This is a genomic window from Rhodococcus sp. 14-1411-2a (assembly GCF_002259485.1).
Taxonomy (GTDB): Bacteria; Actinomycetota; Actinomycetes; order Mycobacteriales; family Mycobacteriaceae; genus Rhodococcoides.
The window spans coordinates 49,364-63,173 of sequence record NZ_NPGA01000015.1 but is presented as its reverse complement, the minus strand read 5'-3'; the positions used below and the strand labels follow the sequence as shown (position 1 = coordinate 63,173).

Here is a 13,810-nt window from a genome sequence, read left to right as displayed (position 1 = left end):
GTTCACTCCTTGTCGATGGTTACGGCTGCGGTGCCGGTCAGAACTCGAGCACCGTCGATGACGGTCAATGTCAGCGAGCACTCCACCTCGAACGCGGTCGAGGTTTCTCGGACTGCGGTGACGATGCCGCCTGCTTCGAGTCGGTCGCCTTCGAATACGTTTCCGAGGAATCGAAAGCGGTGGTGCGTTATCCGGTCGACGCCGCCGGCCCAGGCCCCCAGCATCGACAGCACGTAGGCCATGTTCGACGGCCCTTGGTTGACGGTCCTGTCCCCCATGCCGAGTTCGGCGACCGCCGTGCGGTCGAAGTGGATCGGGTTGGGATCACGCATCAGCGCAGAGAGTAACTTCATCTTCTCCGGATCGACACCGTCGATGATGCGCGATGGAAGCGTCTGTCCCACTTCGGGTCTCATGCGGCCTGCTCTCGGCGCGGGAAGACGATCGAGTTGGTGGTGGACGCCACGAGCGTGTGGTCGGCGTCGTGAATATCCAACCGGTACCCAACGATGTCGAACACTCCGGTCTTCTTCCCTGTCTTCCTGACGGCGGAGACGATCTCGCCGGTAACCGTGTAGGTGGAACCGACCAGCAGTGGTACGTGGACGACGGTGTCGGTCTCGCCGAACATCGGACCATCCGCGTCGGTTGCGGAGAACACCGCGAACAGTTCGTCCCACGTCCACCCCATCGACCCGGTTGCGACGAGGAATACGAAGGTCGGGTGCGCTGCGCCGTCGTCGGCCGAGCACTCCATCGCGTCGAGAACGAGGCCGACCCACCACTTCTCCAACGTTCGGGTGCCGCCCGGCATCCGGGTCCCGATCATCGCGTGTAGTTCTTCCTCGGTCATACGGTTCGACCTGCGGCCTCCCAGTAGGGCGTCCGCAGATCACGTTTCATGATCTTGCCGGTGGGAGCCTTGGGGAGGGCGGTGACGAAATCGACCGACCGCGGCTTCTGGTACGACGCCAGGTTCTTCTTCGCCACGTCGATGATCTCCTGTTCGGTGGCTTCCGTTCCGGGCTTGAGCACGACGACGGCCTTCACTGCCTCGCCCCATTCGTCGTCGGGGATGCCGATGACGGCGCATTCCAACACCGACGGGTGCGCGCCGATGGCTTCCTCGACCTGCACGCTGAAGATGTTCTCGCCGCCGGAGATGATCATGTCCTTCGCGCGGTCGACGATGTACACGTACCGATCCTCGTCCCAGGTTGCGATGTCACCGGTCCACATCCAGCCGTCGCGCAATGTGTCCTTGGTGAGTTCGGGACGGTTCAGGTACCCGATCATGTTCGATTCGGAGCGTACGACGATCTCTCCGGGCGTCTTGCCGTCCCGCGGTACTTCTTCACCGAACGCGTCGACGATTCGGATGGTGGTGACGAACCCTTCACGGCCACAGGACTTCAGGCGGTGAGCATCGATACCTTTGACGGCGTTGAGATGGTCCTCTTGGGAAAGGAACGACATCGTCGTGCCCTCGGTTTGTCCGTACCCTTGAATCAAGGTGCAGGGGAACGAATCGAGCGCCGCACGGACGATGGTGGACGGCATCGGGCCGCCTCCGTATTGAATGTTGCGCAGACTGGAGAGGTCGTAGGACGCGAAGTTCGGGACCGCCATCATCCAGTTCAGCATGGTGGTGATGCCCAGAAACGCCGACACCTTCTCGGTCTCGATGATCTCGAGAGCCTGCTTCGCCTCGAAGTTCACCAGCACGACTGGGCAACCGTGCTTCATGTAGTTCATCGAAAGGACCACCGGGATGTGGTACATCTGCCCGGTCAGCATGTAGACGTCGGTCGGGACGATACGTTCGGCCACAGTCTGATTGAGCATGCCGTTGGCGGCGCTGGTATGAGTGTGGATCGCGCCCTTCGACTCGCCCGTCGTACCGCCGGTGTACAAGATGAAGAACGGATCCTCGCCGCCGATCGACGGCGTCCAGATCGGCTCCTCGGAGCTCGATCGTGCGAGCAGCTCGTCGTAGCTGCCGTCGGAGTCGGCACCGAACTCGAGCCAGTGGTCGACGTTCACCGCGCGCTGCAATTCTTGTTTCGTTTCCGACCATTCCGAGGCGGTGATGATCACCTTGGGGGTGGCATCCGCGATCAGACCGATGAGCTGTTTGACACCGAGTCGCCAATTGAGCGGCTGCAGAACGAGACCGGCGCGGCCGGCGGCAAAATACAGCTCCTGAAACTCGACGCTGTTGCGAGTCAACACCGCGACCCGGTCGCCCTTCTCGAGCCCGAGTCCGCGAAGACCGTTGGCGAGGCGTCGAACCCGCTCGTCGAGTTGGGAGAAGGTGATGCGTCGATCGTTGGGTACGTCGAACACCGCCTGCCGGTCCGGCGTCAGTGCCGCCCATTTGGCGGGGATCAATCCCTGATTCTGCATTGGTGATTCCTAGGCTCGGTACGTCACGTGAGAATCGATACGACAGGTTCGGCTCAATACGGCAGGTCGAGAGCGATGTGACGCTTGGAGATCAACCAGGTTCCGTCGACCTCCACGAACTCGTCCTCGTATTTTCCAGTGGACAACACCGTCAGCTTTCCGCCCTCGACCGAAATGATCGTCAGGTACGCAATCACTTTCGCGTGAGTGGCGTCGACGTCGTCGATCAGGATGTTCGTCGTCAGGTGGCGGCGCTGGTCCGACTGCGAGTGCGCAGAACCGTTCATCAATTCCATGATGGCGTCGATTCCCTCGAAGGGACCGATCAGATCACCGTCGGCAATCTTCATCGTGAGCACGGCGTCCTCGGTAAAGGAGGCAATGATCATCTCGGGATGATGGTCGTCGTATCCGAGGCCGTAGCGGCTGAGGGTGTTTTCGATTCCGGGGCGTGACGACATGAAATTTCTCCTCGAGGCGAGCGTGACGGTAATCACAACAAGGCCAATCATAATCATCAATCATGTTGCGTCAAGGGCGATTTCACGACCAGACACTCGCGTCCGCGCACGACGATTCCCGCCCGGCGCGATGCACTGCCGGACGGGATATCGCGCTGCGGCGATCTCTAGAGCGTTCCGTCCTTGACGAGTTGTTTCGCCAAGGAGTCGAGAATGACCTCGGTCGAGCCTTCGTAGATACGCATGGGACGCGCCTCGCGGTACAGACGTTCGATAGTGCTACCGCGAGAGATGCCGTAGCGACCCATCACCTGGACGGCACGGTCCACTACCCGGCCGGCGACCTCCGTCGCGGCGACCTTCGCCATCGAGGACAGGTGCAGGTTGGCGCGGGCATCGCGAGCAGAGGCTGCGGCCGCCCGATAGGTCAGTGAACGGGCCATCTCGATGTCGGTCCAACACATGGCCAGATGTTCCGGCACCGAACCGAGGCGAGAGAGGCTGACGCCGAACTGCTCCCTGCCTTTCGCATGCTGCACAGCCTCTTTCAGCGCAGCCTCGGCGAGCCCTACTGCCGCACCGGCAACCGACACCCGGAAGGTCGCCAGCGTGGCGAGTACCAGCGAGAAACCTTTGCCCTGCATGCCGATGCGGTGATCCAGGGGAACCCGAACGTCCCTCAGGATCACGTCACCGAGCACGTGCGGCGCGATGATCTGATGCGGCCGTTCAGTGCTGACCCCCGGCGTGTTCGCCGGAATCAGCACCAGCGAATAACCATCGCCTTCGCGTCCGAGGATGCTGTAGAAGTCCGCGTCGCCGCCGTTGGTGATGAACGACTTGTGCCCGTTCACCACGAGTTGGCCGTCGATCTCCTCGATGGACGTCGTCAACGCCTTCAGATCCGAACCGACATCGGGTTCGGTCAGCCCCAGGGCGGCGATTGCGTCGAGGTTGGCCACCCGCGGGAGCCAGTACTCCTGCATCGCCGGAGTCCCGCCGACGGACAATCCGTAGCTACCGATTCCCTGCATCGCGAAGAGCGAATCGAGGTGCCCGCACTCGGAGGCGAGGCGCTCCCGAATCACAGTGACGGCGAGTGAGTCGACCTCGTCGAAGCGGCCGCCGTACCGGGACGGCACGGTCACCTCGGCCAACCCGCTTGCCTGGAGGCGCTTGCGTACGTCGACGTCGATACCGTCCGACTCGTCGGCGCGCGCGGCTATATCTCGGACCGATTCTGCGAGTGCGCGCGCTTCCACCTGCAGTTCGACATACTTACTTGGGAGCTCGAACAGTCCCTGTTCCGATTCCGACACCATGTCTCCATTCGTCTATCTATGATTACCATACTAAGGAATTGCACGACATGGTCCGGATCCAGGAGAAATAGATGCCCCAGTTCGACGCTCCAGCCCAGTTCGATCTCACCGGGCGCGTCGCCCTGATCACCGGAGGAAGCCGCGGCCTCGGCAAAGCCATGGCTTTCGGACTCGCCCAGGCGGGAGCCGATGTGATCATCGCCAGCCGTGACTTCGAGTCCTGCCAGGCCACGGCCGAGGAAATCGTCGTAGCGACCGGACGCCGAGCATTCCCGATCGCTGCCCACGTAGGTAAGTGGGATGCGCTCGATGCGCTTGTCGATGCTTCCTACGAGCATTTCGGCAAGGTCGACATCTTGATCAACAACGCGGGCATGTCCCCGCTCTACGACTCCGTGGACACCATCTCCGAGGCTCTCTTCGACAAAGTCCTCGGGGTCAATCTCAAGGGCCCTTTCCGTCTGGCCGCACTCATCGGAACCCGGATGGCCCAGGGCGACGGCGGCTCGATCATCAACATATCGAGCGCAGCATCGACCAAGCCCCGACCCGACGTACTGCCCTACGCCGCTGCCAAGGCCGGCCTCAACGCCATCACCGTCGGGTTGGCCAAGACGTTCGGGCCGAATGTACGCACGAACGCCATCATGGCGGGCACGTTCCTGACCGATGTCTCCAACGCCTGGGACATGGAGGCTTTCGGCAAGCGCGCCGAAACCTTCGCCGCGAAGCGCGGCGGCGATCCCAACGAAATCGTCGGAGCTGCGCTGTATCTCGCCAGCGATGCCTCCAGCTACACCACCGGATCCATCATCACCGTCGACGGCGGGATGTAGGTGAAGTGGAGGCTTCGCCTCCAGTGGCACGGTTGAGTGCCCCAGGCGGGCCTTCACCGTGCCACTGCGCGAAGCGCACTCAGACCCGTAAGCCCCGCCAGGCCATAGTCCCGCCGTCCACGGGCACATTCGTACCGGTCATGAACGACGCCGCGTCCGAGGCCAGGAAACACGCGACCCGCGCAACCTCTATCGGATCACCGATTCGCGGGATCAGATGGGCACCGCTCATGTGGCGCTCCTGCTCCACCGGATCGGCGGCGGCATCGATGTGCTTCTGCGCCATGGTGGTTCGAAAGCTTCCAGGGCTGAAACTGTTGCACCGAACCTCGTCTGCCAGTGAAATCGCTGTGGTTCGAGTCAGTTGGATTACTGCAGCCTTGCTTACGGAATAGGCAGGGGTCTTGTAACCCATCATCCCCGACACCGACGCCGCATTGACGATGGACGGGCCCCGATCCGACGCCCGCAGATGTGGCGCGGCGTATTTTGTGGCCAGCCACATCGACTTCACGTTGATGTTCATGACGGCGTCCCACACCTCCTCGGGGAGGTCGACGATGTTCGCCTGCTCCCCCGGCACGAAACCGGTATCGATGACGCCCACGTTGTTGACCAGAGTGTCGAGGCCTCCGGCTGCGGCCACGGCCTCGTCGATCATCGAGCGCACCTGTGCGCCATCGGACATATCTACTCGCAGCGCCACACTCGTTGCCCCTGCCGCCGAAATCAGAGCTTCGGTCTCGGCGAGTAGGTCAGGCGAGATATCGGCGATGACAACGGTTTCGGCACCCTGCGTCGCCGCCTCGACGGCTATGGCGCGTCCGAGTCCCGAGCCGCCGCCCGTCACCAGTACTCTCTTGTTCTTCACAGTCGCTACTTACTGACGATTCCTCGTCCGGCCAGATCTGCCAGTTCTTCGGCATCGATGGACAATTCGGCCGCCAAGATCTCGGCGGTGTGCTCACCGATGCCCGGCACGCCGTCGTACACCGGGCCGTCATAGCTCTTCATGTGCAACACCGGCCCCGGCATGAGAACTTTGCCGAGCACATCGTTGCCGGTGATCTCGACCAGGGTCCGTTCGAGGAAGTGCGGATCCTGCACCACATCGGAGGCGTCGTTGACTGCGGCGCTTACCACCTCGAATTTTTCGAGTGTGGCCAACACTTCGGCGCGCGGCATCGAAGCGCACCAGTCGATCACCATCTTCTGGACGTCGTCGTTGTTGCGCAGTCGGTCCGCGTTGGTCGCGTAGCGCGGATCCTCGATCACCTCGGGCTTGCCCATGGCCGCGAACAACCGCGTGGCAATGGTCTGATTCGATGCGGCTATCGACAGGAACTTCCCGTCGGCTGCTTCGTAGATCCCGCGGGGCGAGGCCGCTCCGGTGGAGTTACCGATGCGCTGCTGTATCTCCCCGGTCGCGGTGTATTTGAGGAACATGTCGCCGACGATGAACATCAGCGGCTCGTAGAGCGCGACATCGACTTCCTCACCGAGACCGGTCTTCTCGCGTTTGAACAGGGCCATCGCCACGCCCATCGCCGCGGACAGGCCGGCGATCGAGTCCGCGAATCCGAACGGCGGCGATGTCGGCGGCGAATCGGGCCATCCGTTGACGTTCGCGAAACCGCTGGCTGTCTCGGCAACGGTGCCGAAGCCGGGCAGCAACCGGTTGGGCCCGGTCTGGCCGAACCCGGAAACGCGTGCCAGTACCAGACCCGGGTTGATCTCGGACAGCTCGTCGAAGCCGAGGCCCCAGGCTTCGAGCCGGCCTGGACGAAAGGACTCGATGACGACGTCGGCACCGGCGATCAGACGCTTGACCAGTTCTCGGCCTTCTTCGTCCCGCAGGTCGATGCCGACCGAGCGCTTGCCTGCATTCAAACGGGAGAACCCGAGCGAGAGACCCTCCTTCTGCGGGATCCACTGCCGCGCATAGTCACCCGACGCAGGATCCTCGACCTTGATAACTTCTGCTCCGAAATCTCGAAGCATGCGTCCCGCCGTCGGCGCGGCATACATGGTGCCGAGCTCGACCACCTTGATGCCCGCGAGCGGCCCCTGCGCGCTCATCAGACCCTCCACTGAATGTGCTTGACCTCGAGGTATTCCTTCATTCCCCACTCGCCGAGTTCGCGGCCCACCCCGGACTTGCCGTAGCCGCCGAACGGAGCGTCGGGGCGCATCGATCCGCCGCCGTTGATCCACACTGTTCCGGCGCGTACCTGCTCGGCGACGCGGCGCGCCTCGATCGGATCGTCGCAGTACACGTTGGCGGCAAGGCCGTACTCGGTGTCGTTGGCCAAACGGATGGCTTCCTCGGTGTCGGAGAACGGCACGATGACGGCGACGGGTCCGAAGATCTCCTGCTGCACCGCCCGCGCACTGTGTGGAAGTCCGCCCAACAGAACAGGGTTGACGTACCACCCCTTCTCCGGAAGCGGCTTGGTGACTTCGAGCAGTTTCTTGCCCCCCTCGGCCACCGAGCCGTCGATGAACCCGTTGACGCGAGCCTGGTGATCCGGCCGGATCATCGGTCCGATGTTGGTGGCCGGATCCCACGGATCCCCGACGATCATCTGGTCGAACGCCGACGCGCCTGCTTCGAGGAATTCGTCGTACACGCTGTCGTGCACCAGCAACCGCGCGAGCGCAGCGCAGCCCTGGCCACCGTTGCGCGCCCAGCGCAGATGCATCTCCACGGCGATCTTCTTGACGTCGACGCCCTCGAGCACGATATTTGGGGACTTGCCGCCGAGTTCGAGCGTGACCCCGGCCAGATTGGCCGATGCCTGCTCCATGATCTTGGCTCCGACTCCGTCGGACCCCGTGAACGAGACTCGGTCGACGCCCCGGTGCGAGGAAAGCTGTTGTCCCACATCGGCACCGCCGACAATGACGTTCATGACGCCCGGCGGCAACCCTGCTTCTTTGATGAGGTCGCCGAGGAACAGTGTCGTCAGCGGGGTCCGCGGCGACGGCAACAGCACGACGGTGCAGCCGGCGGCCAGTGCCGCGCCGAACTTGAAGATCGCGAGATTGAGGGGGTAGTTGTAGCCGGTGATCGCGGCGACCACGCCGACGGGCTGATGCACTACATCGCTCATCGTCGGAACGGGCTTGTCGTAGCTACCCAGATGGATGGTGCGATCGGTCTTGGCAGCCTCCGCGGCCCACCGCAAGTGCTCGTCGACAGCCATCTTCACCTGCAGGTAGGACGCCAGCGAGACCGGGCAACCGACCTCGTTGACGATCGAGGGCAACAGTCGATCGGCGGCCTTCTCCAGGGCGTCGGCGAATCGATGGATGTGCACCGAACGCTCCTCGCCGCTCAGAGCGGCCCACCCGGGGAACGCCTTTCGCGCCGCGGCGACGGCATCGTCGACCTGACTGCTCGACGCTCCACCGACGGTTGCGATGACCTGCTCGGTCGCGGGGTTGTAGACGTCCCAGCTCTCGCCCTGGGGCTGAGCATCGGTATCGCCGATCAAGAGGGTCCTGGTGCTCGGCACCCAATCCTGTTGAACTTCTGCAACTGCAGTCATCTCACGCTCCTTCGCTGGGGAAGTCCGCCGGGAGCTTGGCCATCAGGCCGACGCGCTCGAGAAGGCAGACGAGTTCGTCTCGCTGGTTGAATCCTCTGTGCTCGAACCACACGATGCCGGAATCGTCACGGCTCTTGGACTCGCGCTTGTTCAGAATGGTGGTCTCGGCGCGCAGCGTGTCACCGTGGAACACCGGGTTCGGAAACTTGACCGTGTCGTAGCCGAGATTGCCGAGGGTGGTGCCCATGGTGAGCTCCGGAACGTGGAACGCTCCGATGAGCGCAACAGTGAAGAGGCTGTTGAACACTCGCTGTCCATGAATGGTGCCCTTGCAGAACTCGGCATCGAGGTGCAGCGGTTGGATGTTCATCGTCAACGACGTGAACATGACGTTGTCCATCTCGGTGACCGTTCGAGTCATTGCATGCTTGTAGTGCTTGCCGACCTCGAACTCCTCGAAATACAGGCCTCTCACTTGCTGCTCCTCTTCGTGATCGCTTCGGCGCGGTCGAGCCACTGAACCGCTTTGTCGTAATGCGCTTTGTCGATATGGAGACCGCGGTAGCGCAGTGCACCGGTTCCCTGCGCCTCGGCTTTCTCATAAGCCTCGGCCAGACCGCGGTAGAATTCGATGTCCTGCTCGGACGGGCTGAACACGTCGTTGACGGTGTCGACGTGCGATGGATGGATCGCGATCATTCCGCGGAAGCCCAACTGCCTGCCCTTGGTCGCGAATTCCCGCAGTCCATCGAGGTTTTCGAGGTCCTCCCACAGACCGGTCAGTGCGTGAATCTTCGCTTCCCGGCACGCGAGGAGCACCCGACTACGCAGATACAGGGTCTCGAGTCCCTCGGGCGTCCATTCGTAGCCGACCTCGCGTGCGATATCGGCGTGCTCGGCGGACGGCCCGATCATGGCACCGACACGGCGCGAGGCCGTCGCCACCTCGAGGCAATTGTGAATGGCCTTCACCGTCTCGACCGGAACGATGTATTCGAGCTCGTCCACCTTGTTCCGCGCCTCGAAGTGATCGAGCAGTGCGTCGTACTGCAACACGTCCACGGCACTTTCGATCTTCGGCGCGAACACGCCTGTCAGACCGGGCACGACGACGGCCTCTAGGTCTGCGCCGGTCAGCCGCGTCGCGAGCGGATTGACCCGGACGAACAGTCCCACATCGGAGTTCGTCTGCCGCACACGTGCAATGGACTCCGCCACCGTCGCGCGGGCGGACTCCTTCTCGGCGGCGGGCACCGAGTCCTCCAGATCGAGGACGACGCAGTCTGCACCCGACGCAACGGCCTTGTCCACCCACCGCGGTCGGTGACCGGGCACGAACAGAATGGAACGGTACGGCTGCATGTCACTTCCCTTCAGTAGCTGCGTGGGAGGCCGAGAACGTGCTCGGCGGTGTAGTTGAGGACCATTTCCTGACTGATCGGCGCGATCCGCATGAGGCGGGACTCCCGGAAGTACCGTTCGACGTGGAATTCCTTCCCGAAACCGAATCCGCCGTGCACCTGCAGCGCAACATCGGCGGCGAAGAATCCTGCCTCGGCGCACAAGTACTTGGCGGCGTTCGCCTCTCGGCCACAGGGCAGTCCGGCGTCCACCATCCAGGCGGCTTTGTCCACGACGGCCGCTGCCGCGTCGAGCCGGATCCGGGCCTCGGCGAGTTGGAAGGCGATGCCCTGGTTCTTGCCGATCGGCCGACCGAAGACTTCACGTTCCTTGGCGTACTGGGTGCCGCGGCGAAGGGCTGCCTCTCCGAGTCCGAGAGCTGCGTTCGCGGCGATCACACGCTCGGCGTTGAGCCCACCGAGGATGGTGCGGAAGCCGTGGCCGACCTCGCCGACGACGTCCTCGTCGGCCACGAACAACTCGTCGATGAACAACTCGTTGGTGTCGACGGCGTTGCGGCCCATCTTCGGAATCGGCCGGATCGCAACCTTGCTTCGATCCATGTCGGCGAAAAGCAATGTCATTCCTGCGGTGCGCTTCTCGCCTTCGACGCGCGGACTGGTCCGGCACAGCAGAAGCATCTTCTCCGCTTCCTGTGCCTTGGTGATCCACACTTTCTTGCCCGACACCAGGAATCCGCCGTCGACCTTCTTGGCGAAGGTCTTGATGTTGGTGGTGTCGGTGCCGGCATCGGGTTCGGTGACCGCGAAGGATGTGTGCAGCTCACCGGTGACGACGCGGGGAAGGTATTTCTGCTTCATCGCTTCGCTGCCGTGATTGATGATGGGCTCGAAACCGAAGATTCCGATATGGACGGCACTGCAGCCGCCCATCCCTGCGCCGGATGCCGAGATCTCACGCTCGACGATGGCCGCCTCGGTCACCCCGAGCCCGCCGCCACCGTAGTGCTCGGGGACGGTCAAGCCCAGCCAACCGCCCTCGGCCACAGCGTTGTAAAAGTCCCAGGGGAACTCGTGGCTGTCGTCGTGCTCCATCCAGTAGTCGTCCGGGAACGCCTTGCACAGAGTTCTGACGGCAGCCTTGATGTCATCGTGGGTCGGGTCACTCGAGTAGTCCATTTTTGCCCTCCAGCTCTAGACGACCGGCACCGCGGTGCGATCGAATGTGTCATCGGTGATGCCCTCGTCGCGTAGCACTGCCTTACGCACCTTCTCCGAGGGCGTTTTCGGCAACGCATCGAGGAATCGCACGTACCGCGGCGTCGCGAAGGCCGGGATCTTCCCCGTGCACCAGTCGAGAATCTCTGCAGCGTCGGCTTTTTCGCTGACGACGACGGCGGCGAGCACCTCGTCCTCACCCGCTTCCACATCGGCGGGCACGCCGATGACCGCGCATTCCACTACGGACGGATGCCCGAGCACGGCCTGCTCCACCTCGTAGGAACTGATGTTCTCTCCGCGCCTGCGCAGTGCGTCCTTGTATCGGTCGACGAAGTAGAACCAGCCGTCCTCGTCCTTGCGCAGTGCATCGCCGGTGTGGAACCACAGGTTCCTCCATGCTTCGAGCGTCTTCTCCGGCATGCCGTAGTAGCCCATGCTGCACGTCCACGGCTGGACGGGACGGACGACGAGTTCGCCGACCTCACCGACAGGCACTTCGCGATCGGTTTCGGGGTTCACCAGGCGGATGTCGAACCAGTCCGACGCGACCTTGCCCGCCGCTCCCGGTGGGATCTTCTCGCCGTAGGGCGTGAGGATCGGCGCACAGGTCTCGGTGAGGCCGAACGCGTTGACGAAAGCCTCGATGCCGTAGCGGGCCTTGAACTCGTCGACGACCGTGTCCGCGATCGGAGCTGCGTAGACGGCCCGAAGCGTGTTGTCGAGATCGTTGTCTCTGGGCGGCTGCTTCCACGCGAAATCCATCATGACGCCGACGAAATTGGTGACCGTGACGCCCGAGTCACGGACCATGTCGATCCAGCGGCTGGCACTGAACTTCGAGTGCACTACCGCGCTCGCCCCGGCGACCAGCGCCGGATAGACGGCCATGAACTGCGCGTTGCCGTGGAAGAGCGGCGTCGTGGTCATGTACCGGTCGGCAGGCGTCAGGCGCGTCAGCGACACCACCTCCTGGGCGAAGAAATACAACTGCGAGTGCGGCATGGCAACGCCCTTGGACGGGCCCGTCGTACCCGAGGTGAAGAAGATCGCACCGAGGTCGTGGGCCCGCGGCGGCGGCACGCTGACGGAAGATCCCTTCTCCAACTCGTCCCAGGCTTCTGCCTGCCATCCGTGCTCGCGAAGCAGAGCAATCGCCTTGTCGGCGCTCCCGGTATCGATGACCCAGAACTTCTCGATGCCGCGCGCATGCTCGTCGATGGACACGAACCGTTCGGCGAACGTGTCGTCGATGACCGCCCACCGCGCACCGACGGTGACGACCTGGTGGCGGAGGAACTCCCCCTCGTAGTTGGTGTTGATCGGTACCTCGACGGTGCCACCTACCGCGGCAGCGAACCAACTCCGCACCAGCCGTGACGAATTCATCGCCATGATCACCACGCGATCGCCCTGCTGAGCGCCCGCCGCGTGCCACGAGCCGGCGATACGCTCCGCCGATCCGAGCATCTCCGAATAGCTGAACCCGAGCCCTTCCTCCGGGGTGAGGAGAAACGGTGCGTCCGGGGTGGCCGAGGCATGGGTGCGCAGAACGTTGCTGAGTGTCCACCCCTCCGGATCCGAGAAGTTGGGGTGTAGGTCCCGATAGGTCTGGCTCACGTGAAGTCCCGGAAAGGCTCGATTGCCAGCATCGACGGTACGACGTCCTTGCCCAGACGCTCGATGGCGGCAATGGTTTCGTCGCCGTCCATCGTCGGCCATTGCGGACGCAGCAGGAGCGGATCGACGGGCAGCGTGGTGACCAGATCGGTGAGCTTGCCGACGACGTCCTCGGGGGTACCGACGATCACATGGTCCGAGACGGATTCGGCGAACTGATTCGCCAGGTCCCGTCCGGCCATGACCTCGAGACCCTTTGCCGCATAGGTCAGGTAGCGCCCCTGTGCGACACGGGCATACTCGACCATCGCTTCTTCCTTGCTGTCCGCCACGAGGACGTTGCGCCGCAGCGGCTGCGAGCCGAACTCCTTGCCGCGCGCTTCGAAGAGATCCTTCACGACGCGGTAGCGCTCCTCGACCTCGTGCTTCGGTGTCTCCGGCGGCACCGCATAGGCGTCGCCGTATTTGCCGGCGCGCCGAACACCGCCCATCGCATGCGCACCGATCCAGATCGGGACGTGCGGCTGCTGTACCGGATGCAGGTGGGGCTTGACGCCGTCGAGCTTGAAGTACTTGCCCTCGAAGGTGACCTCGTCCTGCGTCCACAGCTGCTTCATGACCTGAAGGGACTCGTCGAACCTGCCTGCGCGCTCCTTGTAGGGCACCTGCAGGTAGTCGAATTCCTCAGGCCGGTAACCCAATCCGGCACCGAAGATGAGACGACCCTCGGTGACGACGTCGAGCGTCGCGATCTCCTCGGCGAGCATCACGGGGTGGTAGAGCGGCGCGATCATGATCTGTGTGACGAGTTTTGTCGTCGGTGCCACGTGCGCCGCGAGCCGGGCCAACAACGGGACCGGCTGGAGCCAACGCAGATCTCCGTAGAGGAAGTGCTGCCCGATGGCGATGTAGTTGAACCCGTTGTCTTCCGCGGCCTCGACGATGCGGAGGATGTCCTTGAACTGCTGCGCCGGCGTCACCGACTTCGGCACGTCGCTGAGCAGTAAGCCGACCTGAACCATTTCGATCCCTTCG

At 63.2% G+C, this 13,810-nt stretch carries 14 protein-coding genes; 1 reads left to right on the top strand and 13 read right to left on the bottom strand.

Going from position 1 to position 13,810, the window contains the following annotated elements; translation table 11 throughout:
* Positions 1-2: 2 nt before the first annotated feature.
* The 5 genes from CH291_RS13820 to CH291_RS13800 all read right to left on the bottom strand — a co-directional run bounded on the left by CH291_RS13820 (position 3) and on the right by CH291_RS13800 (position 4,189).
* The gene (locus CH291_RS13820; protein ID WP_094687811.1) at positions 3-416 is read right to left on the bottom strand and encodes a MaoC family dehydratase; all 414 of its coding nucleotides are present in this window, start codon (positions 414-416) and stop codon (positions 3-5) included.
* Positions 413-853, bottom strand: a complete 441-nt coding sequence (locus tag CH291_RS13815; protein WP_094687810.1) for a hypothetical protein — start codon at positions 851-853, stop codon at positions 413-415. Before CH291_RS13815 ends, CH291_RS13820 begins: the two co-directional genes overlap by 4 nt.
* Complete coding sequence (locus tag CH291_RS13810; RefSeq protein ID WP_094687809.1) at positions 850-2,406, bottom strand: class I adenylate-forming enzyme family protein; 1,557 nt, start codon at positions 2,404-2,406, stop codon at positions 850-852. The genes CH291_RS13815 and CH291_RS13810 overlap by 4 nt, the downstream gene beginning before the upstream one ends.
* Positions 2,407-2,459: 53 nt before the next feature.
* The gene (locus CH291_RS13805) at positions 2,460-2,867 is read right to left on the bottom strand and encodes a nuclear transport factor 2 family protein (protein WP_094687808.1); all 408 of its coding nucleotides are present in this window, start codon (positions 2,865-2,867) and stop codon (positions 2,460-2,462) included.
* A 167-nt stretch (positions 2,868-3,034) separates the two neighbouring features.
* Positions 3,035-4,189 carry an acyl-CoA dehydrogenase family protein gene (locus tag CH291_RS13800; protein ID WP_094687807.1) on the bottom strand — a complete coding sequence of 385 codons (1,155 nt, stop codon included), beginning with the start codon at positions 4,187-4,189 and terminating at the stop codon, positions 3,035-3,037.
* 71 nt (positions 4,190-4,260) lie between these two features.
* Between CH291_RS13800 and CH291_RS13795 the strand changes: the two genes are divergently transcribed.
* Complete coding sequence (locus CH291_RS13795; RefSeq protein WP_094687806.1) at positions 4,261-5,025, top strand: SDR family NAD(P)-dependent oxidoreductase; 765 nt, start codon at positions 4,261-4,263, stop codon at positions 5,023-5,025.
* A gap of 79 nt (positions 5,026-5,104) precedes the next feature.
* On the opposite strand, the gene CH291_RS13790 is transcribed toward CH291_RS13795, so the two are convergent.
* From CH291_RS13790 to CH291_RS13755, 8 genes are read right to left on the bottom strand one after another with little or no spacing between them, the layout of a single operon-like run.
* On the bottom strand, positions 5,105-5,896 hold the full coding sequence (locus tag CH291_RS13790; protein ID WP_094687805.1) for an SDR family NAD(P)-dependent oxidoreductase: 792 nt from the start codon (positions 5,894-5,896) through the stop codon (positions 5,105-5,107).
* Positions 5,897-5,901: 5 nt separating this feature from the next.
* On the bottom strand, positions 5,902-7,104 hold the full coding sequence (locus CH291_RS13785) for a CaiB/BaiF CoA transferase family protein (protein WP_179276534.1): 1,203 nt from the start codon (positions 7,102-7,104) through the stop codon (positions 5,902-5,904).
* Entirely contained in the window at positions 7,104-8,576 is a 1,473-nt protein-coding gene (locus CH291_RS13780; RefSeq protein WP_094687803.1) for an aldehyde dehydrogenase family protein, read from the bottom strand. The genes CH291_RS13785 and CH291_RS13780 overlap by 1 nt, the downstream gene beginning before the upstream one ends.
* A gap of 1 nt (position 8,577) precedes the next feature.
* On the bottom strand, positions 8,578-9,051 hold the full coding sequence (locus CH291_RS13775; RefSeq protein WP_094687802.1) for a MaoC family dehydratase: 474 nt from the start codon (positions 9,049-9,051) through the stop codon (positions 8,578-8,580).
* The gene (locus CH291_RS13770) at positions 9,048-9,938 is read right to left on the bottom strand and encodes an HpcH/HpaI aldolase/citrate lyase family protein (protein ID WP_094687801.1); all 891 of its coding nucleotides are present in this window, start codon (positions 9,936-9,938) and stop codon (positions 9,048-9,050) included. The genes CH291_RS13775 and CH291_RS13770 overlap by 4 nt, the downstream gene beginning before the upstream one ends.
* A gap of 11 nt (positions 9,939-9,949) precedes the next feature.
* The gene (locus CH291_RS13765) at positions 9,950-11,116 is read right to left on the bottom strand and encodes an acyl-CoA dehydrogenase family protein (protein WP_094687800.1); all 1,167 of its coding nucleotides are present in this window, start codon (positions 11,114-11,116) and stop codon (positions 9,950-9,952) included.
* A 15-nt stretch (positions 11,117-11,131) separates the two neighbouring features.
* On the bottom strand, positions 11,132-12,775 hold the full coding sequence (locus CH291_RS13760; RefSeq protein ID WP_094687799.1) for an AMP-binding protein: 1,644 nt from the start codon (positions 12,773-12,775) through the stop codon (positions 11,132-11,134).
* A complete protein-coding gene (locus CH291_RS13755; protein WP_094687798.1) occupies positions 12,772-13,797 on the bottom strand; it encodes an LLM class flavin-dependent oxidoreductase in 1,026 nt (341 codons plus the stop codon). Before CH291_RS13755 ends, CH291_RS13760 begins: the two co-directional genes overlap by 4 nt.
* Between the last annotated feature and the right edge of the window lie 13 nt (positions 13,798-13,810).

What these genes read in the sequence shown, in the direction of transcription:
- CH291_RS13820 (WP_094687811.1), bottom strand. Translation starts at nt 416, where the DNA reads ATGAGACCCGAAGTGGGACAGACGCTTCCATCGCGCATCATCGACGGT.
- CH291_RS13815 (WP_094687810.1), bottom strand. Translation starts at nt 853, where the DNA reads ATGACCGAGGAAGAACTACACGCGATGATCGGGACCCGGATGCCGGGC.
- CH291_RS13810 (WP_094687809.1), bottom strand. Translation starts at nt 2,406, where the DNA reads ATGCAGAATCAGGGATTGATCCCCGCCAAATGGGCGGCACTGACGCCG.
- CH291_RS13805 (WP_094687808.1), bottom strand. Translation starts at nt 2,867, where the DNA reads ATGTCGTCACGCCCCGGAATCGAAAACACCCTCAGCCGCTACGGCCTC.
- CH291_RS13800 (WP_094687807.1), bottom strand. Translation starts at nt 4,189, where the DNA reads ATGGTGTCGGAATCGGAACAGGGACTGTTCGAGCTCCCAAGTAAGTAT.
- CH291_RS13795 (WP_094687806.1), top strand. Translation starts at nt 4,261, where the DNA reads ATGCCCCAGTTCGACGCTCCAGCCCAGTTCGATCTCACCGGGCGCGTC.
- CH291_RS13785 (WP_179276534.1), bottom strand. Translation starts at nt 7,104, where the DNA reads ATGAGCGCGCAGGGGCCGCTCGCGGGCATCAAGGTGGTCGAGCTCGGC.
- CH291_RS13780 (WP_094687803.1), bottom strand. Translation starts at nt 8,576, where the DNA reads ATGACTGCAGTTGCAGAAGTTCAACAGGATTGGGTGCCGAGCACCAGG.
- CH291_RS13770 (WP_094687801.1), bottom strand. Translation starts at nt 9,938, where the DNA reads ATGCAGCCGTACCGTTCCATTCTGTTCGTGCCCGGTCACCGACCGCGG.
- CH291_RS13765 (WP_094687800.1), bottom strand. Translation starts at nt 11,116, where the DNA reads ATGGACTACTCGAGTGACCCGACCCACGATGACATCAAGGCTGCCGTC.
- CH291_RS13755 (WP_094687798.1), bottom strand. Translation starts at nt 13,797, where the DNA reads ATGGTTCAGGTCGGCTTACTGCTCAGCGACGTGCCGAAGTCGGTGACG.